Genomic DNA, 19,393 nt, shown 5'->3' with positions numbered 1-19,393 from the left:
CACCCCCGCGGCCAATATTTCATAAAAAGAAGAGAAAGCACCTCTGCCCTCTCTTCCCAATTACAAGCTTACTTTTTCATTTTATCGCGAAGCACCATTTGCAGAATACCGCCATGGCGATAGTAATCAACCTCAACATCACTGTCAAAGCGCACTAAAACTTCAAACGATTTTACATTACCATCTTCATCAATTGCTCTTACTTTTACAAGATCGCGCGGACGAACTGTTTCGTCAACATCTACTTCAATCACTTCTTTTCCGCTTAATCCTAGTGTTTCTGCGTTGTCACCTGCTTTGAATTGAAGCGGAAGCACGCCCATAAATACAAGGTTGCTTCTGTGAATTCTTTCAAAGCTTTCGGCAATAACCGTTCTGATTCCGAGAAGATTGGTTCCTTTTGCTGCCCAGTCACGGGAAGATCCCATACCATAATCTTTGCCCGCAATAACAACAAGACCCGTTTTATCTTCTTTATATTTCATACAAGCGTCATAAATGGACGTCACTTCACCGGTAGGCCAGTATGTTGTATATCCGCCCTCAGTCCCCGGAGCGATCTGGTTTTTAATCCGAATGTTAGCGAACGTTCCTCTCATCATGACTTCATGGTTTCCGCGTCGTGATCCGTAAGAGTTGAAATCACGAGGTGAAACGCCTTTTTCCTGCAAGTATTTTCCGGCAGGAGTATCCTTGCCGATTGCGCCGGCAGGTGAAATATGGTCAGTTGTGACTGAATCACCGAATTTACCGACAACGCGCAGCCCTCTTAACGGTTCTACTTTGCCCGGCTCCACTGACATTTCTTCGAAGAACGGCGGGTTTTGGATATAGGTTGAATCATTATCCCATTTATACAATGCTTGATCCGTCGTTTCGATTTGATTCCAGCGTTTATTGTCATCAAACACGGTTTCATATTCTTTACGGAACAGCTCAGGAGTCACCGTTTGTTTCACGATTGAATTAATCTCGTCCATTTCCGGCCAAATATCGCTGAAATATACGTTCTGACCATCTTTGCCTACACCGATTGGGTCAGTTTTCAAATTGATGTCAACCGTTCCCGCTAATGCGTATGCAACGACAAGCGGCGGAGAAGCAAGATAGTTTCCTTTCACAAGCGGGTGAATCCGGCCTTCAAAGTTACGGTTTCCGGAAAGGACTGACGTAATCAAAAGATCATTTTCCGCAACGGCTTCTTCAATTTCCGGAGACAGCGGGCCTGAGTTTCCGATACAAGTTGTACAGCCATAACCGACAAGGTTAAACCCAAGCTCTTTCATATAAGGCAGCAAACCTGAATTCACCAAATATCCTGTAACGACTTTGGATCCCGGCGCCAGAGATGTTTTTACGTAGTTTGGCACTTTCAGTCCTAATTCAACAGCTTTTTTAGCGACTAGGCCTGCACCGATTAAGACGTAAGGGTTTGACGTGTTTGTACAGCTTGTAATGGCAGCGATGGCGATTGCGCCTGTTTTCATGACTGTTTCTTCGCCATTAAGCAGTTTAAACTTAATTTCTTTGTTCGCTTCAGCAGCTTCCAGACCAAATCCTTGGTTACCCGCAGGACTGACTAGGTGTTTTTGGAAGGTTTCCTGCATGACAGAAAGCGGAATCAGATCCTGCGGACGTTTTGGACCTGAAAGATTGGCTTCAATCTGAGACAAGTCAATTTCCACAATATCTGTAAAGTTTGGCTCATCTGCATCCGGAGTATAAAACAATCCATTATTTCGGCAATACGCTTCTACAATGTCAATTTGCTCTGCGTCCCGGCCTGTCAGACGTAAATAATTCAGCGCTTCTTCATCAACCGGGAAGAATCCGCATGTTGCGCCGTATTCCGGAGCCATATTTGCAATGGTTGCGCGGTCTGCAAGCGGCAATTCTGCCACTCCCGGGCCAAAGAACTCAACAAATTTGTTTACAACGCCTTTTTCACGCAGCACTTGCGTAACCTTTAATGCCAAATCAGTGGCAGTAGTTCCGTTTGGAAGCTCTCCGACAAGTTTTGCGCCGATGACTTCTGGAACCGGGAAATAAGAAGGCTGGCCAAGCATGCCCGCTTCCGCTTCAATTCCTCCTACGCCCCAGCCGAGAACACCGATACCATTAATCATAGTGGTATGGGAATCCGTACCCACAAGTGTATCAGGATAAGTGATAAGCTCACCGTCCACTTCTTTCGCATGTACAACGCTTGCCAAGAACTCAAGGTTGACCTGATGCACGATACCTGTAGCAGGCGGCACTGCCTGATAATTATTAAACGCTTTCTTTGCCCAGCTTAAAAATTTGTAACGCTCTGCATTTCTTTCGAATTCTAAGTCCATATTAATAGCTAAAGCATCTTCTGTGCCTGCTTTATCAACCTGTACTGAGTGGTCAATAACCAGATCCACAGGAATTTCAGGATTGATTTTGTCAGGGTCCCCGCCGACAGAATCCATCGCTTTTCTCAGTGAAGCAAGATCAACTACAGCAGGAACACCGGTGAAATCTTGCAAAATAACACGTGAAGGCTTAAATGGTACATCAATATCCTTTAATCCAGCAGTTCCCCACTTTGCTAAATTTTCCACGTGCTCTTTCGTAATCACTCGCCCGTCAACCTGGCGTAAAACAGATTCTAAAAGAACCTTAATGGAGTATGGAAGTTTTGAAACATTCCCGACACCCAGGTCCTCCAATGCTTTTAAGGAATAGTAATGATAAGTTTTTCCATTAGTTGAAAACGTCTTTTTTGCTTGGAAAACATCTTGAGTTGCGACTTTCTGATTTGCCATTCTCCAAAATCCCCCTTCAAAGATCAAGATCCTTCTTCGATGAAACGCTATTTTTCACCACAATTTTCTCACAATTTCATCTTAAAACAAAATCATACATAAGTAAATATCAATGTTTTTATTAAATATAATAAGATCACCTTATCAGAGCGTTTTTTCGGAAAATTTTTGTTTTTTTTCGTCCTCATACAAATCAAAAGAGAAAGCCATATTATACATGAGGTGATTATCATGGTGAAAAGAAAAGCCAATCATGTCATAAATGGAATGAATGACGCTAAAAGCCAAGGCAAAGGTGCTGGCTATATTGAAAATGATCAGCTTGTCCTGACCGAAGAAGAACGGCAGAACAATAAAAAAAGAAAAACAAACCAATAATAAAATCGGCAGGAGGCTCTTTACGTGACGAATAAAAATACAAGTAAAGATATGCATAAAAATGCGCCTAAAGGGCATAATCCCGGACAGCCGGAACCTTTAAGCGGGAGCAAAAAAGTAAAGAACCGCAACCACACAAGACAAAAGCATAACTCAAGCCATGATATGTAAATAAAAAAACAGACCTTAGCGTCTGTTTTTTTATATCTTCACCCATTTATTATTTTCCGCATAACATAACGCAAGGATTTATATATGGAGGAATGCTTCCATGACTCATTCAAAACGTTCTGGCTCCAATGACTTCGACGGTATGGAGGATTGGCTGCGCCAATTTTACGAGGATCCTTATGCTTGGTATGATGAAACACTGCCTATTGATTTATATGAAACAAGTCAGCAATATATCATTGAAGCAGACTTGACGTCATTACAGCCGGTTCAGCTGACCATTACCCTGTGCGGGTGCGAGTTCATTCTGATAGTCAAGACGGCGGAACAGTCTCTAGAAAAAAGCCTCTTGCTTCCCTTTTACCTGAGTAACAAAACAATTCAGACCGATTATACCAACAGCATTCTGACAGTCGCTATGAATAAGGAAGAGAGTGAAGAACAGACTTCCTTTTCTCTTCAATTTCCTATCTCCTAACATAAAAAGTCACTTTCATGTGAAAGTGACTTTTCTTCCGTCCGTTTGTCGTCAAATACCCTTCATAGTGAAACTCCCATGGCCAAATAGCAGAATCACTATACAATAGAGTATGCTCTATCATCTCGTTTGACTAGACATCTATCATTTCTTTCTATTATTTTTTATGATGTTCTTCTAAACTTTCTTCATGTACAATATGGATAGAATAAGGGGGTGAACATAGATGCTAGAGGGCTTATTTATGTGGTTTATTTTGTTTTGGGTCATTGTGATGGTTGTTTTATTATCTATTGGCGGCTTTTTTATGTTCCGCAAATTTCTAAAGCGCTTACCGAAAGAAGATGGCCGATCAGAGCTGGACTGGCAGGATTACTATATTGAAAAAAGCAGGCATTTATGGAGCAAACAAGACAAAGAGTTTCTTGAAGAGTTGGTTAAGCCTGTGCCAGAGCTGTTCCGGGACATCGCAAAAGCAAAAATTGCCGGAAAAATCGGAGAGCTTTCCATCAAGGAACAGGCATCTGCAATCAATCAGGACCTTATCATCAGAGGCTATATTTTGGCAACCCCGAAAAGAGACCAAACCTTTTTAAAGAAACACCTTCGAGAAAAAGATATAGACATCAACCCTTACAAATCCCTCCTCAAGTAAAAAACCTTTCCCCTAATAGGAAAGGTTTAATTCATTTGAATATCAGCAGCTTGCATCTCGTTATGAAGCTTGCGATAAGATAAATACATTGCGATTCGCCAAGGCACTATCATTCCGAAGGCTAAGATCCAAAACATACCGCTCAAGGCTCCATAATCTACTGATGTGCTCAAAATAGATTTCATCACTATCCTGATCACCAAAAGGCCGACCAGTATAAAAACGAATGCTTTGGACCGCTTCATGTAAATTTCATTATTTTTAATTTCGAATTTAGACGTTTTTATAAGAAAAATAGAGAAAATGACGCCTAGCGTGATCGCTTCTAAAAACTCTTCACCCGTCACCCAGAAAACCGGAAACAAAAACATTAATGCACCCGTACTCATAAAAATCGGCGGAAGAATAATTTTTTTCGGTGAAACTGGCTTATCGGAAGATTTAATTCTGACAACCATCACTGCTGCAGCCATTAAGACGGCAATAATTGATGAAATTATAATCATCATACATATCATTCCTTTGTTTGCTCTGAGTATTGATACTATATACTATACTCCAAAACAATAAAAAAAACCATTTCGAAAAGATTAATCCTTCATTTTCCCATCACGCGATTAACAGCTTCCAAAACTTTTGATTCCTCAAATGGTTTCATAATAAAATCCTTTGCACCCAGTTCAATTGCTTCCACTACTATCCGCTGCTGCCGCATTGCGGTGCACATGATGACATTTGCTTTCGGGTCAAACGACATGATTTCCTGAAGCGCCTGTATGCCGTTTTTGAGCGGCATTGTAACGTCCATTGTCACAAGATCAGGACGGAGCCTCTGGTACAAATCAGCTGCCTCCTCACCGTCCGCCGCTTCACCTGCTACTATGTAATTTGCGGCTTCTAAGATCTCTCTAATCTTCACCCTCATGAACTTGGCGTCGTCTACAACTAAAACTCTTGTCATATTCCCCTCCAAATAAAACGATATCCTTTATCAATAGTATTATTGTACCAAAAACAAAGGGGTAAATAGTAGTTCAAAAGTTGTTTATGTGTCAGAAACCTGTAAATTCTCCGAATAGCGATGATAACATAATGATGATTAAGGTCATCCAATCAAAAAATAACAGCACACCAATCAATACCATAAGGACCCCGCCAATTTTCATGATTAGAAGCTGATTCTTTCTTATCCATTTCAATCTCGTAATGAAGAAAGACAATAATAGAAAAGGAATTGCAAAACCAAGAACATATAAAATCATGTACGGAACAGCTGAGGCAGGATTTGTGTTAGCAAGCGCAAGGAGGGCAGCCAAAATCGGTCCTGTGCACGGTGTCCACCCTGCTGAAAAAGCCATTCCCGTTAAAATAGAACCTACAAACCCGGCAGGCCTGTGTTTGAAATGAACTCTGCGCTCTTTCATCAGTATGTCCGGACGGAACACACCAAGTGTGATGAAGCCAAACAGGATGATGAATAGAGCTCCTATTTGACGGATGGCATCATGATAATCTCTAAAAAAGCCGCCGATTAACGAAGTGCCGTAACCAAGTGCGATAAAAATCACTGAAAAACCCAGCAAAAAAAACAGTGTATGAATCAGGCTCCTTTTTTGCAAAAGAAGCTTTTCCGACTTGACTTCATCCATACTGACACCAGTAATATATGACAGAAAAGCAGGGTACAACGGAAGGCAGCAAGGTGAAATAAACGATAAGAAGCCGGCTCCGAATGCCAAAAAATAATTAATATCCATGCATATAAACTCCTTTCAAGTTAGCAAACCTTTCAAGTTATGACAAAATCATTTCATTTTTTTAACACTTCAGCCTGAAGGATTTCTATTTAGAGAAAAACCTTATATAATTTAATTTGACATTGAGATATTATACTCCTTCTCATTTGAAAATCAGTATAAATATGGGATATAATAATGGCATTCAAAATGAAAGATCTATGTATGAAAGGATACATCCCTGTGATTAGAGAGCATCTATTAAATGAAATTGAAAAAAAGAGAGCCGAGCTTTTGCAAATTGTCATGGCCAATGGAATGACGTCCCACATTACGATAGAACTCAGTCAGGAGCTTGACCACCTTCTCATACAATATCAAAAACAACAGCATTCCGGAGGCACCGGTTAATAATGATTCCAAAATAAAAAACCCTTTAAGCGGGTTTTTTATTTCATAACCATGTTTCTTCTATGTCATAATCTTTACGTATTATTTCGTTTGATTATTCATGGCTTTCATCATTTGATTAATTTTCTTTTGAGAAGGTTTCATTCCCATTTGCATCATCATCATGCGTAACATTTGTTCATTAATAGGCGGATTCTTTTTCAAGTAGCTCATCATATACTTACGAGCGATAAAAAATCCGAGTGCAACACCCGCGAGCAATGCTAAAACGCCCACTAGGATGACAACCCATAAATCCATTTTACTTCCTCCTTCATGTTGTCTAGTTTAAAGTGTACTAAACCAAAGGCTATTATACAACATTTACATCTCTTTTTCTTCGGTTTTAGACAAAATTTCTTTCTTTCACCGGATTTAGCCACCCATACCGCTGCGCTCCAAAATCCATTGCGAGAAAACAAGGGCTCACTTTTCGAAGAACTTCAAAGAAAATCGTTTCTGACTCGTAATCTCCGGATGCTACAATCTCAATCATCTGTTCTTTCATCATAAACGTTGCATAACCCTTTGCTTTCGGAAGAGATAATCTATAAATATGATCCAGCTGCGTATAATCTACATTGCTTAAATTCATTTTTAAACGCTGGTGCATATGTAACATCGGGATCGGCTTCGTAATATATTGAATTTGTCTTTCAGTCATTTGATATTGCTGAGGTGTCAGATTCGTCCAATGATAGTCTTGAAAAAGCTTAAACATGACTGATTCCCGACCAAAATAGTGATTGGCAAACTCATCTTTAATTAAATAGGTATAGTAATGACGTTCCATTCTCTCATCCCCTTATTCAGCGCCTTAATATGCTCTCTATTATACAAAAGAAGAAAAGAAAGAAATGTCTATTACTGTTAAAATCATTATACTATTTTTGTCGTATAAACATGAAAAAGAGGATGATTTGACTCATCCCCTTACAAACACTTATTTGCTTATTAATTTCTTCACACGATCAACTACGTTTGATACAGAGAAACCGTATTCTTTCATAATGGTTTCACCAGGAGCGGAGGCGCCGAATTGATCAATACCAAGCACGTCACCCTCAAGCCCTGTATATTTACCCCATCCAAATGAAGCTCCCATTTCAATAGCAAGACGTTTTTTCACATCTGCTGGAAGTACGGAATTTTTATATTCGTCTGATTGCTTTTCAAAACGATCCCATGCCGGCATACTTACGACTGACACGTGGATATTTTCTTTTGCCAATTCAGCCTGTGCTTCAATCGCAAGTCCTACTTCAGAACCTGTAGCTAAAAGAAGGGCATCAGGTGAATCATTTTGTGCTTTAGATACGACATAAGCACCTTTCTCAACACCTGCTAAAGCTACATCAGCAGTTTGATCGATAGTAGGAAGGTTTTGACGGGTGAGCACCAAGGCCGTCGGATGATCCTTGCTTTGTAATGCGAGCTTCCAAGCAGCTGCCGTTTCATTGCCGTCAGCCGGTCTGATGACTGAGAGATTAGGCATAGCACGTAAAGAAGCAAGCTGTTCCACCGGCTCATGCGTCGGTCCGTCTTCTCCTACAGCAATGCTGTCATGAGTGAATACATAGGTTACCGGAAGCCCCATTAATGAAGCGAGACGGATTGCCGGTCTTAAATAATCAGAGAAGACAAAGAATGTTCCGCCGAATACCCGAAGACCGCCGTGAAGCGCCATTCCGTTTAATGCGGCACCCATTGCAAATTCACGAACACCGAACCAGAAATTACGGCCTGAATAGTCGGCTGCCGTATAATCTGCGGCATTTTTAATATTGGTTTTATTTGACCCTGCAAGGTCAGCCGATCCTCCTACAAAATAAGGGATCTGCTTTGCAATGCCATTTAAAACTTCTCCGGAAGATGCGCGTGAAGCTAAGCTGCTTCCTTTTTCATAAACAGGAACCTCTTTATCCCAATCTTTCGGAAGTTCTCCTTTGATGCCAAGCTCTAACTGTTCAGCAAGTTCAGGGTAGATTTCTTTATATTTGTCGAAGAGCTCGTTCCATTCCTGCTCTTTCTTCTCTCCTGCTTCTTTTACCGTTTGTTTAAAATGGTCGTATACTTCTGACGGTACATAGAAGTCCTCTTCATATGTCCATGCATAAGCTTCTTTAGTTAATTTACTTTCCTCTGAACCAAGCGGCGCACCGTGAACACCTGATGTACCTGCGCGGTTAGGTGAACCGAATCCAATGGTTGTTTTTACTTCAATTAATGTAGGTTTTTTTTCATTTTGGCGCGCTTTTTCAAGAGCGGCAGTTAATTCTTCGATATTGTTACCGTCTTCGACATAGAGAACTTCCCAATTCATTGCCTCAAAACGCTGCTTTACATTTTCTGAGAATGAGCGGTCTAAGTCTCCGTCTAACGAGATGTCATTAGAATCGTAAAGTACGACCAGACGTCCCAGCTGAAGATGGCCTGCCAGTGAAGCCGCTTCTGAAGAGATACCCTCCATCAAGTCACCATCACCGCAAATGCTGTATGTATAATGATCTACTACGTTGAATGAATCGCGGTTGTATGTTTCTGCTAAGTGGCGTTCTGCAATAGCCATCCCAACTGCCATTCCGATTCCCTGTCCGAGCGGCCCTGTTGTCGCGTCAACACCTGCTGTATGCCCGTATTCAGGATGTCCAGGTGTTTTGCTGCCCCATTGGCGGAATCCCTTTAGATCATCAATACTGAGATCGTACCCGCTTAAATGAAGCATACTGTATAAAAGCATTGAGCCGTGTCCCGCAGATAAAACAAAACGGTCACGATTAAACCAGCCAGGGTTCTTCGGACTTACATTCATAATTTTTGTCCATAGCGTATATGCCATAGGAGCAGCCCCCATAGGCATTCCCGGATGACCGGAGTTTGCTTTTTCAATAGCGTCTATAGATAGTGTGCGTATGGTAGCAACTGATTTCTTTTCAATTGTATCCATAAAAATCCCCTTCCATATGTGTTGTACCTCTTCATCATAAATCTCCGAAGCGTTTTTCTCAACTGTTTCAGCTTAAATTTGAGAGAAACTTGTTGAAAAATGTCGCTTACACTGACGTTGTTAGTATATACCAAAAAGGAATACGATATTGACGTATTCCTTTTATATTAGTGCAGCTTGTTATTTCTTTTTTCTCTTTTTAGTTTTTCTGGTGTTACATCATTGCCTTCAGGATCAATGATTTTAACACTTTTCAGTGTGTTTTTCATAGAAGAGCGAAATCCTTTGAGGTATTCTTCACGAAGCTTCTTCTGCTCAGCTTTTTCATCATCAGTAATAACGCCTGATTTCGCTTTTGCAGCAAGCTCATTGATTCTGGCAATTTTTTCGTTTGAAATCATGTTAAACTCCTTTATTCCATTTTGCCTTTATACTACTAAATCAGCAGAGGTTTTACAAACGATTCACTCATTATTTGTCTGTTTCGTTCTCCATATATTCTTGAAAACGCCGGTGAACGGTTGCTTTTGATACCTCATAACCAAAGCCTCTTAATGTAGCGGCTATTTCAGCGAAGGTCAGCTTATTGGCTCTCAGTCGTACAATTTCTGAAATAGGAACCTCAATTTTGACTTTCCCGCTGTTTTCATGTTGGTTTTTAAGATTTTTTTGCGGTTTAAATCCATTTTTCACCGCGCGTTTCATTCCTCTTTTGATTTTCATATTATGTATCTTCCGCTGATATTCTTCCACAATGCTGACGATCTCAAGCACCATAGAATCGGCTTCGGACAGCTCAAGTTCTCCTCTGTGCGCTGTCGTGTATATTTTTACATTTTCCCGATAAATGCAATGGAGAAGAGCGATTTTTGCATTCCCTCTGCCAAGCCTAGTCTCATCTTGAACGAGAATCGCATCAATATGGGACTTCTTCAATTCATCAAGCATCTCAAACACACCGTCCCGGTCCATTTCATATCCGCTGGCTTTTTCGGATATTACCTTAACGACCTCCATGCCATTTTCGGATGCAATCGCTGCAAGCTCCTCCTCCTGCCGCTTTAAAGAGGTTTGCTGCTGTTCTTTGTTTGTACTAACGCGGGCATAAATGAGCGCCTTCATTTCTTGCTATCTTTCCTCTCTATTTAACAGTTGCCAATTGATATGCAGCAGGATGTTCCTTTTTTAAGGGAAGCATTAATACATCTCCCGCCTGTATATCAGAAGTCTGAAGATTATTTTCCTCCGTTACCCATTCAATAAAATCCTTTTTGTTTATCTTTTTCGTATGAGACACCTGATCAGCCAACGACCAAAGCGTATCTCCCGATTGGACTTCTATTTTAACATATTGATTTTGCTCTTGATCATTGTTTGTAAATGATAAAAGAAGAATAACAGCACTTAAAACTCCCGTGAACAGGCCGACAAAGATAATAAATTCTTTAATCATAAAAACAACCTCCGATAAGAATGTTTGTTCGCTTTTTATAACTCAAGTATATACGAACAAATGTTTCTGTCAATTGTTTTTTTCGAACCTATGTTTGTACTGTAAGGAAAATCATGCTATAATCTACTTAAAATCGACGTTAGAGGTGCGAAAAATGACGAAGCTATCAAAAAGGCAACTTGATATCCTCCGTTTTATAAAAGCAGAGGTAAAAACAAAAGGATATCCGCCTTCTGTAAGGGAGATTGGGGAGGCTGTAGGCCTTGCGTCCAGTTCGACTGTCCACGGGCATTTGGCTCGTTTAGAGACGAAGGGGCTGATCAGGCGTGATCCGACAAAACCAAGAGCGATAGAAATACTAGATGAAGAAGAAGTGCAAATTCCGAAAAGCCAAGTTGTTAATGTGCCTGTTATCGGAAAAGTAACGGCAGGAAGCCCCATTACAGCAGTAGAGAATATTGAGGAGTATTTCCCGCTGCCTGATCGGATGGTTCCGCCGGACGAGCACGTGTTTATGCTGGAGATTATGGGTGAAAGTATGATTGATGCCGGAATTCTCGATAAAGATTACGTCATTGTAAAGCAGCAAAGCACTGCCAACAACGGAGAGATCGTTGTCGCCATGACGGAGGATGATGAAGCTACAGTCAAACGCTTCTATAAAGAAGATACTCATGTGCGGCTGCAGCCGGAAAATCCAACAATGGAGCCGATTATTTTACAGAATGTCAGTATACTAGGAAAAGTGATCGGTGTATTCAGAACCGTTCATTAGAAACTTTTAAACTGCCGAACTTCATTTCGGCAGTTTTTTTCATAGATAAAACCCCCTTCTTTTATATAAAGGGGGTTCTATTCATAACAAAACAAAAAAAGCAGGTTCGCCCTGGCTTAGAAACGAACCTGAAAAGGAGGAAAAAATTACATCATGTTTACACCCATTATTATCCTACATTTTTAAGTTGAAGTCAACAAATAATTTTTCCTTAAGGAAACTTTTTCTGAGTTTCTGGTGTCTCTCTGCCGAGAAATAAATCTTGACAGTTGAGAACAAGCCCCATCCAAGTGTAAGTAAGCACTTAGTAAAATACGTTTGTTAAGTATTCATAATCAGCCTTGTTTATAAGTAGTCGAATTTATTCCTAATTTGTTTCATGTTTTAGTTCGTGAGAAGTGACAAGTTTTATGATATTTTGGGGCGAGATGATAATAAATAAATTGAAAATTTAGTACATAGTTTAATTAGTTCTTTTAGTGTTTATTCAATGTAATAAACTCACTTATCATAGAACTTGTGAGCGTAAAATCAAACCAGTCCCCGATATCTCCCCAAATTATGCTTGCTTCAGCTTTACGATAATTGTTTCGGCATTTGCACTACTGAAAGTAAACAGTGAATGATCTTCTTTGATATTCGCTGCCTCCTCCCACCCTTTCCCCATCTGCCTAATGAACTACGTGCACTCAGTTTCGGTTAAACCTGATACATATCGCCAATAGCTGCTTCTTCTGATAATAATCCTTCTCTCTTCAAAAATAATGCATTCCACAAAGTTCCTGTTTTAAGCAGCACCCCATTGCTCAAAATAATATTGATTGTCTAACTTTTCTTAGAAAGGAATGACTTATATGAATGGGTTTCATGAGACTTTAGATCTTCATGAACTGCTTGTATTTAAAAACCTTTGTTTGACTAAGTCTTCAACGATGACCGGTTTAGTGCAGGATCAAGAATTAAGAGACATTTTAGAACAGGATGCGTTAAAAACAAGACGGCAGGTTGAGCGTTTGCAAAGCTTACTGGCTGAGCGAGGTGAACAAATATGAATGAATTTTTTCAAAAGCTTGCCGGAATGGGCAGTATGACAGAACAGGTCATTGCCACTGATTTTTTAATTTCGGCAAAAACTGGAATTAAAGATATTGCCATAGCCATTACCGAGACGGCTTCTCCGGAAGTGAGAGATACATTACATGAGTATTTGCACGATGCTATTGATACACATGAACAAATTTTCAATTACATGGTTGCAAAGGGCTTTTATCACCCCAGAAATTTATCCGAACAGATAAACGTTGATATTCAGGCCGCTGAAACAGCTAAAGACTTGCCTCAAATTTAAATTCGGATGCTCTCTTCATTCAAGCTGCTGAGACTTTCTCGACAGTTTTTCTATTCATTTGGATATAAAAAAGTGAAAAAATAAGTTTGTGCTTTCATTAAATAATCAGTAAGGTGGTAAAATGAAACATATAATTGCACTCGCATCAAAAATCACTTTGACCCTTTCCCTTTTATATGTCATTTTGGACAGAATCTATCATGTATCTTTTTTAAGTGTATTATTCATCACATTTGTTTTAGGGCTGATCTCTTATCTTACAGGGGATATGCTTATATTGCCAAGGGCTAGCAATTTTATTGCCACAGCCGCTGATTTTGGGTTGTCGTTAATTATCCTCTGGGTATTTCTTATCAATCGCACCGGCGGTGATTTTTCTCCATTTTTTGCGGCTCTTATCGCCTCACTTGGTGTAGGCGTATTTGAATACTTTTTTCATCGATATTTGCTGGCTAATGTGTTGAATGAAGATTACCGTGACCAACTTGCTTCAAGAGACAGCCGGTTGCAATATCAAACTGAAGTGTCAGACGAGTTATCTCCAGATCTGCCTAATAAACATAAGGAGTAAATCTCTATCACGAGAGCCTTATGTTTTATCTGCGGCATGTATGCTACAATATGTCTAAAAAGGGGTTCACAAATGCCTGTTTATAGAGTGCTCAAATGCAGATTAGGAGATGTTCTGAAGGAATACGATATGACCATTTCTGACATCGCTGAAAATACCAACCTCAGTGAAAGACGGCTGAACGATTATATAGATGGAATCAAGACAACCATGACAATGAATGTTGCTATGACGGTTGCAAAAACAATCGGCTGCCATATTGAAGATCTTTTTGTTTGGGAAGATTCTTAAAACACAAAAAGGAGGCCGAAATCGCCTCCTTTTTTTATTTACTTTCTTCTTCGTCATCCAATGGCAGCTGAAGCAATGAATCAGTGCCTGTCGCTTTTGGTGTTTTACCATCCCATTTTTCAATCCATTTGTATTTAATCATTTCATCTGACATCGATTTCTTGATAATTTGGTTATAATCGGCGATTCCTTCAGCTTCGATCTTTTTCTTTTTGGCTTCTGCTTCAGCAATTTTGATTTCCGTTTGTGTTCTTTCCAGCTCTTGTGAAGATTTCACACGCGCGTCGATTGCTTCTTGTGTTGCTTTATCAGGTTTAGGAACACCTAACGTCAAATCATCGATAAGGAAGCCCAGGTCCTTCATATCGTCAGCAAATGTTTTTTGAACTTCTGACGCGGCCTCAGATGATTTCTGACCGTATGTATCAATTACGGAGTATTTAGAAATGGATTTTCTAGCGGCATCCCACAATCTTGTTTTGAGGTATGTATTTTCAATTGTCTCAATGTCAACCGCTCCAAACTTGTTGAACAGTTCCACCACCTTATCAGGCTGCACAACATAGTTGTAGGCAATATCCATAGAAATGTTTTTACCGTCAGAGGTTGCTACTTTAATATCTTCATTGTCTACTGTCTGCATACGCACCGGATATTCAGTAACTTTATTAAACAGCCCGACTAAATGCCAGCCCTGATCAAGCGTTTCTGATTTCACCCCGCCATTCGGTGAGTAAACAACGCCGACATAGCCGTTTGGAATCTTTTCAATAAATAATGAGGCTGTAATCCCTCCAAGGATCAACGCTGCGCCTACAATAATTCCGCCTATAATCTTTTTTGTGCTGTTTTTTTTATTTTCATTCATTACGATCTTCCTCCCATGATTTTTTAAACTTGCTTGCTCCGCTTCCCACCTTTTTAAAGAATGGGCTTAACATAAGCCATAAACCGAATCCAATGATGACCAGAAGAATAATGGAACCAATTATGACCTTCATATATTTCACCTCTCTTGCAGCTTTATCATTTAATAGCAAAATAACTTACTCTGTTTAATATACGATCGTATGACCTTAAAGTTTCATAAATTAAATCATAACTTTATATTTTTATCATTTATATGTATCAAAACCCAAGTAAACTCAAAAAAATAGAAATCATCGAGTCGCTTGGGTTTTATTTTTATACATTTGAAGCTGGCTTAATATTGAGCGTTAATAAAATCTGAAATAGTTTCGGTGAACTTATAAAACGTTTGATTTTGCGTGCTGGATCTGCTTTTTAATGAGAACGTTTCAAACATAGATTTCCTAAATCCCATGCTCAATTCCAGCTGGATACTCAACCCTGATATTGATTTATTCGCTATATTGTCCGGGCTGACTCCCGCGTACTTATCTTGCGCACTCAGCAATTCCGCCGGAAATCCTGCTTTATGAAGCGTTTCCACCAGCAATGCGGCTCTGTTTCGATCAGTGCCGCCTACTTTAATATTTTTTTCATCAGCAGAGTAACCGTGTAAAGATATAACACTCCTGTGTCCTCTGACCATAGTAAGCGAGGCAGGTTCATCAAAGTGAGTGCTTGTGATATGCAAAACGGAATTGCCGGAGGGCATCAACCCTTCAAACAAATACATGGAATGATGTTTGCTGAGTTCTCTTGCTAATTCACTTGTACCTCCTTCAATCCCGCCTCCGTGTATGGCTAACACTAAGACGCTGGTGTTTCCTTCCTGCGTTGATATGCCATAATCAGATGGATTTGTATTGTTTTTTAATTCTTCAAAGTTTGCATATTCATCCTCAGCTTCTGCTATGACGGAAAATGGAAATAAGATTATTGCAAACAATGAAATATTTACCAGAAGATAAGTTGAAGTGAAATACTTTACTATGTTACAATCAACATGCTTCAAGCAATGGAGCATACGGTGGAGTAGGGTTACTTTGGCCGGTTTCATCTACTCCGCCTCTAATCCCGAATGAACATTATGAATGATTCGCCGAGAGTTTTTCATGAATCAATCTCTTCTCCTTTGTTAAATTTTTGTTAAATTCACAATATTATATACTTTTATCCCGAACATCGTTCTTACATTTGTAATATTTTAATGGTCTTTACTCCGCCCCATTGTTACTTCAACTAGAATTCCACTTATGATTTAGTCCTTTTTTCCTGCACAGAAAAAAACAGATGCCCTGGCCGGTAAATGGTCAAGTGCATCTGTTTTTTGATTTTTATCACTTTTTTTCAATTTCGTATTGGACAAACAAAAATTTAAAGCCAAATATCCACATATGGTGAGTAGCCGTCAAGCGGTTTAGACCTTTTGCTTCTATATAGAAGGTTTCCGATAAAGGCAATGGGATCGTTCCGCATGCAGTATGGAGATAGATCCCCTCATCTCCTGCTCCGCTTCTTCTTCGTTTACTAGTCAGCGTCATTCCGCCACTATGAGGATAAGGCTTTAAAATACCAGTCATGTTTGAAAAAGGCAATGGAAGTGAGATATTCATATAGCCTGTCCCGTTGGATTTATGCAGCGAATATAGTGCTGTGAAAATCGTTTCATCTTTTTCATTTGTTCTGATCCAGGCACGAACCTTTTCTCTGCCGTCCTTTTGAGAATCCACACCCGTTATTTCACTATGCATCATATACCAGTCAGGATTCATTGAAAGATGAATCTGGCCGGTTCTTTTGCTGATGCCGTTGTAAATGAAAGCAAACGGTTTAAACCAAGTAGTCCATGTCACTTTTGCTTTTAACCGAAAATTGTTTGTCTGTTCATAAAAATCCTTGATCAATGGCTGCAGATTTTCAGTTGAAAAATCTTTTGATTCCAAGTTTTTCATATTCTCAACAAGCCCTGAATACGAGTCTGACGTTTCCAAATCATTTCTTTTCAAAAAGCCTTTTCCTATCTTCCATTTTCCATAAATACGGCTGAATGGTTTTTCGCAGCTATTATCTGTCGGCTGCGGATTTTCAAGCCTCCACCCACACAACGCCGGGATGATCACACCAACAGCATTGGAAAAACCATGAATCCAAATCATTTGGCTGATGGAAAGGGTCACTTTCTCCTGAAATACGCCAAAAGAATAGATAAGAGAGAAGAGGATCGTAATCATTAATACAATGGCGGAAATCGCAACAAGTATTTTTGCAAGTTTACGATGAAAGGGTGTATGAAACACCAAGTAACCATTCACATACAAAGCGATCATATATAGTGAGACCGCAATGAAATCAAGGATTTTCGAGAAAGAAATGCCGGCTGCTATAAGCATAGGCGATAGTAAAATCGTCCATGTGACCCAAAGATAAAGTCTCCGTTTCACTCTTATCTTTCTCCCTAGTAAGCCGTTAAAGATAGGGATCAGAAAAGCTGAATAATGAAAATGCACCGCTGTCAGCAAAATAATGAGACGGCTAAAATTCATGATATTCATATTTGACGTATAAGCAAAAAACCAAAAACCGCCCATAAACAAATAAATAAGACCCAGATAAATGGATGTCTCTTCAATTCTATGTATTTTTGTTTTCCGAAGCCGAATCACTCCGTATGCTGCCAGTAAAGACGTATAGGCCCACCATATCAGCGCAAACAATACAGCATCAGTTAAAAACGCTAAAGAAGCCGAAACTGCAGCAATCGGGTAACATAGCATAAGTGTCTTTTCCAAAATAATAACTAGCCGATCAGCCGTTTGATAAAACACAAATGGAAAAATGTTTGGAACGAAAAAAAGAACAGAAAGTAAAACAAGGGCTTCCGCGACAGATACATCCGGCGTTTCAATAAAGAAAAACACGAGAAAACAAAAAGTGCTTACAGACATATTTAATTTCATCATTCAACTGTCCCGACTTCCTGAAATGATCCTTTGTAATAGAAAAGAGTTCCGAGAATATCATTTTCCACGTTTACTTCTATAGTGAAACAGGCGTTTTCATCATGATAGGACTCATAAACAGTTGACTTTCCACGAAGCCACTTAGGGATAGGGATTTTCTTGCCGAAAATTAAAAACCATTGCTGTCCTGACGTTATTTTAAGCGCTCCGTTTTGTTCCGCTTCAAAGGATAAAACAGAAAGCAGCAGATGGGGCTTTCCGAAATAATCAAGAATTCTTTTTTCTTTTTCATCATGGATCATGACGGCGTCAAAAAATCGGTTTTTCCCGCTAAAGAAAAAAGTACGATTCCACTGCACAGCAACCTCATGCTGCTCTGTGCTGAATGTTTTATTCTCAATGATAAAAGGAACATCCTTTCCTCTTTCCGAAAAAAAACAGCGAAAGAGAACCCCAAACTTTAAAAGCCCCCTGGCAATAAAGGAACCGCCGCTTATTTCAGACATAACCCCTTTTGCCCGGAACGTGTGTGTAAGATCTAACTGATATCGTTTTCGTAGCTTGGGGTGCAGCAAATGACTATTGACAATATGATGTTCATAAATGGAGACCACAATTTCACTTCTTTCTTTTTCGTTTTGTATTTAAGGCGCTTGGAAGTTGAAGGGAGCAAGCATAACCGGCTGAGGACAGCGCAAAAAAGAATATGTAACAAAAGAAAGAAAACAATTCTCCTGATTGGTAAAAGCACAGCAACGCCAGAATAAGCATTTGCACACTATACAGGATACTTTTCCTGCGTAAAGGAAGCAGAAATAAGACGCCAATTCCTGCTTCAAGCCAGCCAGCAAGCCATTCAGCCTGAATATTCTTTAACAAATTGATTGTTTCAGGAAAGGGACCGTTTATTCCGTGGAATATCCAGCCAAATGAGAAAAACAAACTGATGATACTATATACCATTGTTCTGCGGATCAATTGTTTTGGATGCTTCTTTTTTTCAAGCCATAGTCTTAAAGCATCAAAGCTCCAAGCGGTTGCCCAGCCAAGGAGCGGCCTGAACATAAACCGGTCTATGTATCGCCCGAATGCACCGTAAGACGTTTCATATTGGTACTCAGTGATAAACGTGACGTGACGATTATCTATTTGTTTGTACTTCCAGTACCCTCTTCCCTTCTTTATAAGAGATAACGGGTGACCGGAATAAAACACTAAGGATGATGCTCTTTCGGAAGAATTTTTATGAATGCTTCCTGCGGATTCTCCGGTACCTGTTATTTTCAAACCGAATCCAATCCTAGTTTCATATAAAAATGCCTGCGGTTCGTTTTCTTTTTTATGAAGATAAGTAATATCTGAAAAGCGAAGATCCCATTCTTTATGAAGCGATGGGTTTTGCGTGTACTCCCAAAGCCGTTCAACGTCTGATTCAATTTGTATTTCAACATAAATGGGAGCTTGCTTCATTCGTCACGC

Annotated in this window: 26 protein-coding genes; 10 read left to right on the top strand and 16 right to left on the bottom strand. The window is 39.7% G+C overall.

Annotated features, from left to right (window positions below; translation table 11 throughout):
* Positions 1–68 precede the first annotated feature (68 nt).
* Complete coding sequence (gene acnA / locus AXI57_RS18510; protein ID WP_010788820.1) at positions 69–2,792, bottom strand: aconitate hydratase AcnA; 2,724 nt, start codon at positions 2,790–2,792, stop codon at positions 69–71.
* A gap of 231 nt (positions 2,793–3,023) precedes the next feature.
* Between acnA and sspO the strand changes: the two genes are divergently transcribed.
* The 4 genes from sspO (at position 3,024) to AXI57_RS18490 (ending at position 4,474) form a co-directional block, all read left to right on the top strand.
* Positions 3,024–3,170 (top strand): acid-soluble spore protein SspO, encoded by a 147-nt coding sequence (gene sspO / locus AXI57_RS18505; protein ID WP_003153982.1) that lies wholly within the window; start codon positions 3,024–3,026, stop codon positions 3,168–3,170.
* Positions 3,171–3,194: 24 nt separating this feature from the next.
* The gene (locus AXI57_RS18500) at positions 3,195–3,341 is read left to right on the top strand and encodes a small acid-soluble spore protein P (protein WP_003221237.1); all 147 of its coding nucleotides are present in this window, start codon (positions 3,195–3,197) and stop codon (positions 3,339–3,341) included.
* A 100-nt stretch (positions 3,342–3,441) separates the two neighbouring features.
* Positions 3,442–3,819, top strand: a complete 378-nt coding sequence (locus AXI57_RS18495) for an Hsp20/alpha crystallin family protein (RefSeq protein WP_061670884.1) — start codon at positions 3,442–3,444, stop codon at positions 3,817–3,819.
* 226 nt (positions 3,820–4,045) lie between these two features.
* Complete coding sequence (locus AXI57_RS18490) at positions 4,046–4,474, top strand: DUF2621 domain-containing protein (RefSeq protein ID WP_061670883.1); 429 nt, start codon at positions 4,046–4,048, stop codon at positions 4,472–4,474.
* A 26-nt stretch (positions 4,475–4,500) separates the two neighbouring features.
* Here AXI57_RS18490 and AXI57_RS18485 read toward each other — a convergent pair whose 3' ends face one another.
* The 3 genes from AXI57_RS18485 to AXI57_RS18475 all read right to left on the bottom strand — a co-directional run bounded on the left by AXI57_RS18485 (position 4,501) and on the right by AXI57_RS18475 (position 6,231).
* Positions 4,501–4,992 (bottom strand): CcdC family protein, encoded by a 492-nt coding sequence (locus tag AXI57_RS18485; protein WP_087941786.1) that lies wholly within the window; start codon positions 4,990–4,992, stop codon positions 4,501–4,503.
* Positions 4,993–5,072: 80 nt separating this feature from the next.
* Complete coding sequence (locus tag AXI57_RS18480) at positions 5,073–5,435, bottom strand: response regulator (protein WP_003328734.1); 363 nt, start codon at positions 5,433–5,435, stop codon at positions 5,073–5,075.
* A 91-nt stretch (positions 5,436–5,526) separates the two neighbouring features.
* Positions 5,527–6,231 carry a cytochrome c biogenesis protein CcdA gene (locus tag AXI57_RS18475; RefSeq protein WP_003328733.1) on the bottom strand — a complete coding sequence of 235 codons (705 nt, stop codon included), beginning with the start codon at positions 6,229–6,231 and terminating at the stop codon, positions 5,527–5,529.
* 222 nt (positions 6,232–6,453) lie between these two features.
* On the opposite strand from AXI57_RS18475, the gene AXI57_RS18470 reads away from it, so the two are divergent.
* On the top strand, positions 6,454–6,621 hold the full coding sequence (locus tag AXI57_RS18470) for an aspartyl-phosphate phosphatase Spo0E family protein (protein WP_010788816.1): 168 nt from the start codon (positions 6,454–6,456) through the stop codon (positions 6,619–6,621).
* Positions 6,622–6,702: 81 nt separating this feature from the next.
* Here the strand turns inward: AXI57_RS18470 and AXI57_RS18465 are convergent, their stop codons facing one another.
* From AXI57_RS18465 to yneA, 6 genes are all read right to left on the bottom strand, one after another.
* A complete protein-coding gene (locus AXI57_RS18465; RefSeq protein WP_003328731.1) occupies positions 6,703–6,921 on the bottom strand; it encodes a YneF family protein in 219 nt (72 codons plus the stop codon).
* A gap of 85 nt (positions 6,922–7,006) precedes the next feature.
* Positions 7,007–7,453: a sporulation inhibitor of replication protein SirA gene (gene sirA / locus AXI57_RS18460; RefSeq protein WP_061570424.1), complete on the bottom strand. Its 447-nt coding sequence runs from the start codon at positions 7,451–7,453 to the stop codon at positions 7,007–7,009.
* Positions 7,454–7,603: 150 nt separating this feature from the next.
* Positions 7,604–9,607, bottom strand: coding sequence for a transketolase (gene tkt / locus AXI57_RS18455; protein WP_061670882.1), 2,004 nt, complete (start codon positions 9,605–9,607; stop codon positions 7,604–7,606).
* 167 nt (positions 9,608–9,774) lie between these two features.
* Entirely contained in the window at positions 9,775–10,008 is a 234-nt protein-coding gene (locus AXI57_RS18450) for a DUF896 domain-containing protein (protein ID WP_003328727.1), read from the bottom strand.
* Positions 10,009–10,078: 70 nt separating this feature from the next.
* On the bottom strand, positions 10,079–10,729 hold the full coding sequence (locus AXI57_RS18445) for a YneB family resolvase-like protein (protein WP_003328726.1): 651 nt from the start codon (positions 10,727–10,729) through the stop codon (positions 10,079–10,081).
* Positions 10,730–10,748: 19 nt separating this feature from the next.
* Positions 10,749–11,060, bottom strand: coding sequence for a cell division suppressor protein YneA (gene yneA / locus AXI57_RS18440; protein ID WP_003328725.1), 312 nt, complete (start codon positions 11,058–11,060; stop codon positions 10,749–10,751).
* Positions 11,061–11,214: 154 nt separating this feature from the next.
* Between yneA and lexA the strand changes: the two genes are divergently transcribed.
* The 5 genes from lexA to AXI57_RS18415 all read left to right on the top strand — a co-directional run bounded on the left by lexA (position 11,215) and on the right by AXI57_RS18415 (position 14,045).
* Positions 11,215–11,835 (top strand): transcriptional repressor LexA, encoded by a 621-nt coding sequence (gene lexA, locus AXI57_RS18435; RefSeq protein WP_003328724.1) that lies wholly within the window; start codon positions 11,215–11,217, stop codon positions 11,833–11,835.
* A gap of 854 nt (positions 11,836–12,689) precedes the next feature.
* Complete coding sequence (locus AXI57_RS18430) at positions 12,690–12,887, top strand: hypothetical protein (protein WP_061570428.1); 198 nt, start codon at positions 12,690–12,692, stop codon at positions 12,885–12,887.
* Positions 12,884–13,183 (top strand): spore coat protein, encoded by a 300-nt coding sequence (locus AXI57_RS18425; RefSeq protein ID WP_003328722.1) that lies wholly within the window; start codon positions 12,884–12,886, stop codon positions 13,181–13,183. Before AXI57_RS18430 ends, AXI57_RS18425 begins: the two co-directional genes overlap by 4 nt.
* 121 nt (positions 13,184–13,304) lie before the next feature.
* Entirely contained in the window at positions 13,305–13,754 is a 450-nt protein-coding gene (locus tag AXI57_RS18420; protein WP_061670881.1) for a YndM family protein, read from the top strand.
* Between the two features lie 72 nt (positions 13,755–13,826).
* The gene (locus tag AXI57_RS18415) at positions 13,827–14,045 is read left to right on the top strand and encodes a helix-turn-helix domain-containing protein (RefSeq protein WP_061670880.1); all 219 of its coding nucleotides are present in this window, start codon (positions 13,827–13,829) and stop codon (positions 14,043–14,045) included.
* Positions 14,046–14,079: 34 nt separating this feature from the next.
* Here the strand turns inward: AXI57_RS18415 and AXI57_RS18410 are convergent, their stop codons facing one another.
* From AXI57_RS18410 to AXI57_RS18390, 6 genes are all read right to left on the bottom strand, one after another.
* On the bottom strand, positions 14,080–14,913 hold the full coding sequence (locus AXI57_RS18410; protein ID WP_003328719.1) for a prohibitin family protein: 834 nt from the start codon (positions 14,911–14,913) through the stop codon (positions 14,080–14,082).
* Positions 14,906–15,046, bottom strand: coding sequence for a hypothetical protein (locus tag AXI57_RS21810; RefSeq protein ID WP_167375101.1), 141 nt, complete (start codon positions 15,044–15,046; stop codon positions 14,906–14,908). Before AXI57_RS21810 ends, AXI57_RS18410 begins: the two co-directional genes overlap by 8 nt.
* A gap of 203 nt (positions 15,047–15,249) precedes the next feature.
* Positions 15,250–16,011: a poly-gamma-glutamate hydrolase family protein gene (locus AXI57_RS18405; RefSeq protein WP_061670879.1), complete on the bottom strand. Its 762-nt coding sequence runs from the start codon at positions 16,009–16,011 to the stop codon at positions 15,250–15,252.
* A 280-nt stretch (positions 16,012–16,291) separates the two neighbouring features.
* On the bottom strand, positions 16,292–17,911 hold the full coding sequence (locus tag AXI57_RS18400) for a YndJ family protein (RefSeq protein ID WP_061670917.1): 1,620 nt from the start codon (positions 17,909–17,911) through the stop codon (positions 16,292–16,294).
* Positions 17,911–18,528, bottom strand: a complete 618-nt coding sequence (locus AXI57_RS18395; protein ID WP_061670878.1) for a DUF4166 domain-containing protein — start codon at positions 18,526–18,528, stop codon at positions 17,911–17,913. The genes AXI57_RS18400 and AXI57_RS18395 overlap by 1 nt, the downstream gene beginning before the upstream one ends.
* Before the next feature lie 4 nt (positions 18,529–18,532).
* On the bottom strand, positions 18,533–19,384 hold the full coding sequence (locus AXI57_RS18390) for a hypothetical protein (RefSeq protein ID WP_061670877.1): 852 nt from the start codon (positions 19,382–19,384) through the stop codon (positions 18,533–18,535).
* Positions 19,385–19,393 lie beyond the last annotated feature (9 nt).

Origin of the sequence: Bacillus atrophaeus, assembly GCF_001584335.1 — a bacterium.
Taxonomy (GTDB): Bacteria; Bacillota; Bacilli; order Bacillales; family Bacillaceae; genus Bacillus; species Bacillus atrophaeus.
This window is presented reverse-complemented; position numbering and strand designations above follow the sequence as displayed.

What these genes read in the sequence shown, in the direction of transcription:
- acnA (WP_010788820.1), bottom strand. Translation starts at nt 2,792, where the DNA reads ATGGCAAATCAGAAAGTCGCAACTCAAGATGTTTTCCAAGCAAAAAAG.
- sspO (WP_003153982.1), top strand. Translation starts at nt 3,024, where the DNA reads ATGGTGAAAAGAAAAGCCAATCATGTCATAAATGGAATGAATGACGCT.
- AXI57_RS18495 (WP_061670884.1), top strand. Translation starts at nt 3,442, where the DNA reads ATGACTCATTCAAAACGTTCTGGCTCCAATGACTTCGACGGTATGGAG.
- AXI57_RS18490 (WP_061670883.1), top strand. Translation starts at nt 4,046, where the DNA reads ATGCTAGAGGGCTTATTTATGTGGTTTATTTTGTTTTGGGTCATTGTG.
- AXI57_RS18485 (WP_087941786.1), bottom strand. Translation starts at nt 4,992, where the DNA reads ATGATATGTATGATGATTATAATTTCATCAATTATTGCCGTCTTAATG.
- AXI57_RS18480 (WP_003328734.1), bottom strand. Translation starts at nt 5,435, where the DNA reads ATGACAAGAGTTTTAGTTGTAGACGACGCCAAGTTCATGAGGGTGAAG.
- AXI57_RS18475 (WP_003328733.1), bottom strand. Translation starts at nt 6,231, where the DNA reads ATGGATATTAATTATTTTTTGGCATTCGGAGCCGGCTTCTTATCGTTT.
- AXI57_RS18465 (WP_003328731.1), bottom strand. Translation starts at nt 6,921, where the DNA reads ATGGATTTATGGGTTGTCATCCTAGTGGGCGTTTTAGCATTGCTCGCG.
- sirA (WP_061570424.1), bottom strand. Translation starts at nt 7,453, where the DNA reads ATGGAACGTCATTACTATACCTATTTAATTAAAGATGAGTTTGCCAAT.
- tkt (WP_061670882.1), bottom strand. Translation starts at nt 9,607, where the DNA reads ATGGATACAATTGAAAAGAAATCAGTTGCTACCATACGCACACTATCT.
- AXI57_RS18450 (WP_003328727.1), bottom strand. Translation starts at nt 10,008, where the DNA reads ATGATTTCAAACGAAAAAATTGCCAGAATCAATGAGCTTGCTGCAAAA.
- AXI57_RS18445 (WP_003328726.1), bottom strand. Translation starts at nt 10,729, where the DNA reads ATGAAGGCGCTCATTTATGCCCGCGTTAGTACAAACAAAGAACAGCAG.
- yneA (WP_003328725.1), bottom strand. Translation starts at nt 11,060, where the DNA reads ATGATTAAAGAATTTATTATCTTTGTCGGCCTGTTCACGGGAGTTTTA.
- lexA (WP_003328724.1), top strand. Translation starts at nt 11,215, where the DNA reads ATGACGAAGCTATCAAAAAGGCAACTTGATATCCTCCGTTTTATAAAA.
- AXI57_RS18430 (WP_061570428.1), top strand. Translation starts at nt 12,690, where the DNA reads ATGAATGGGTTTCATGAGACTTTAGATCTTCATGAACTGCTTGTATTT.
- AXI57_RS18425 (WP_003328722.1), top strand. Translation starts at nt 12,884, where the DNA reads ATGAATGAATTTTTTCAAAAGCTTGCCGGAATGGGCAGTATGACAGAA.
- AXI57_RS18420 (WP_061670881.1), top strand. Translation starts at nt 13,305, where the DNA reads ATGAAACATATAATTGCACTCGCATCAAAAATCACTTTGACCCTTTCC.
- AXI57_RS18415 (WP_061670880.1), top strand. Translation starts at nt 13,827, where the DNA reads ATGCCTGTTTATAGAGTGCTCAAATGCAGATTAGGAGATGTTCTGAAG.
- AXI57_RS18410 (WP_003328719.1), bottom strand. Translation starts at nt 14,913, where the DNA reads ATGAATGAAAATAAAAAAAACAGCACAAAAAAGATTATAGGCGGAATT.
- AXI57_RS21810 (WP_167375101.1), bottom strand. Translation starts at nt 15,046, where the DNA reads ATGAAGGTCATAATTGGTTCCATTATTCTTCTGGTCATCATTGGATTC.
- AXI57_RS18405 (WP_061670879.1), bottom strand. Translation starts at nt 16,011, where the DNA reads ATGAAACCGGCCAAAGTAACCCTACTCCACCGTATGCTCCATTGCTTG.
- AXI57_RS18400 (WP_061670917.1), bottom strand. Translation starts at nt 17,911, where the DNA reads ATGAAATTAAATATGTCTGTAAGCACTTTTTGTTTTCTCGTGTTTTTC.
- AXI57_RS18390 (WP_061670877.1), bottom strand. Translation starts at nt 19,384, where the DNA reads ATGAAGCAAGCTCCCATTTATGTTGAAATACAAATTGAATCAGACGTT.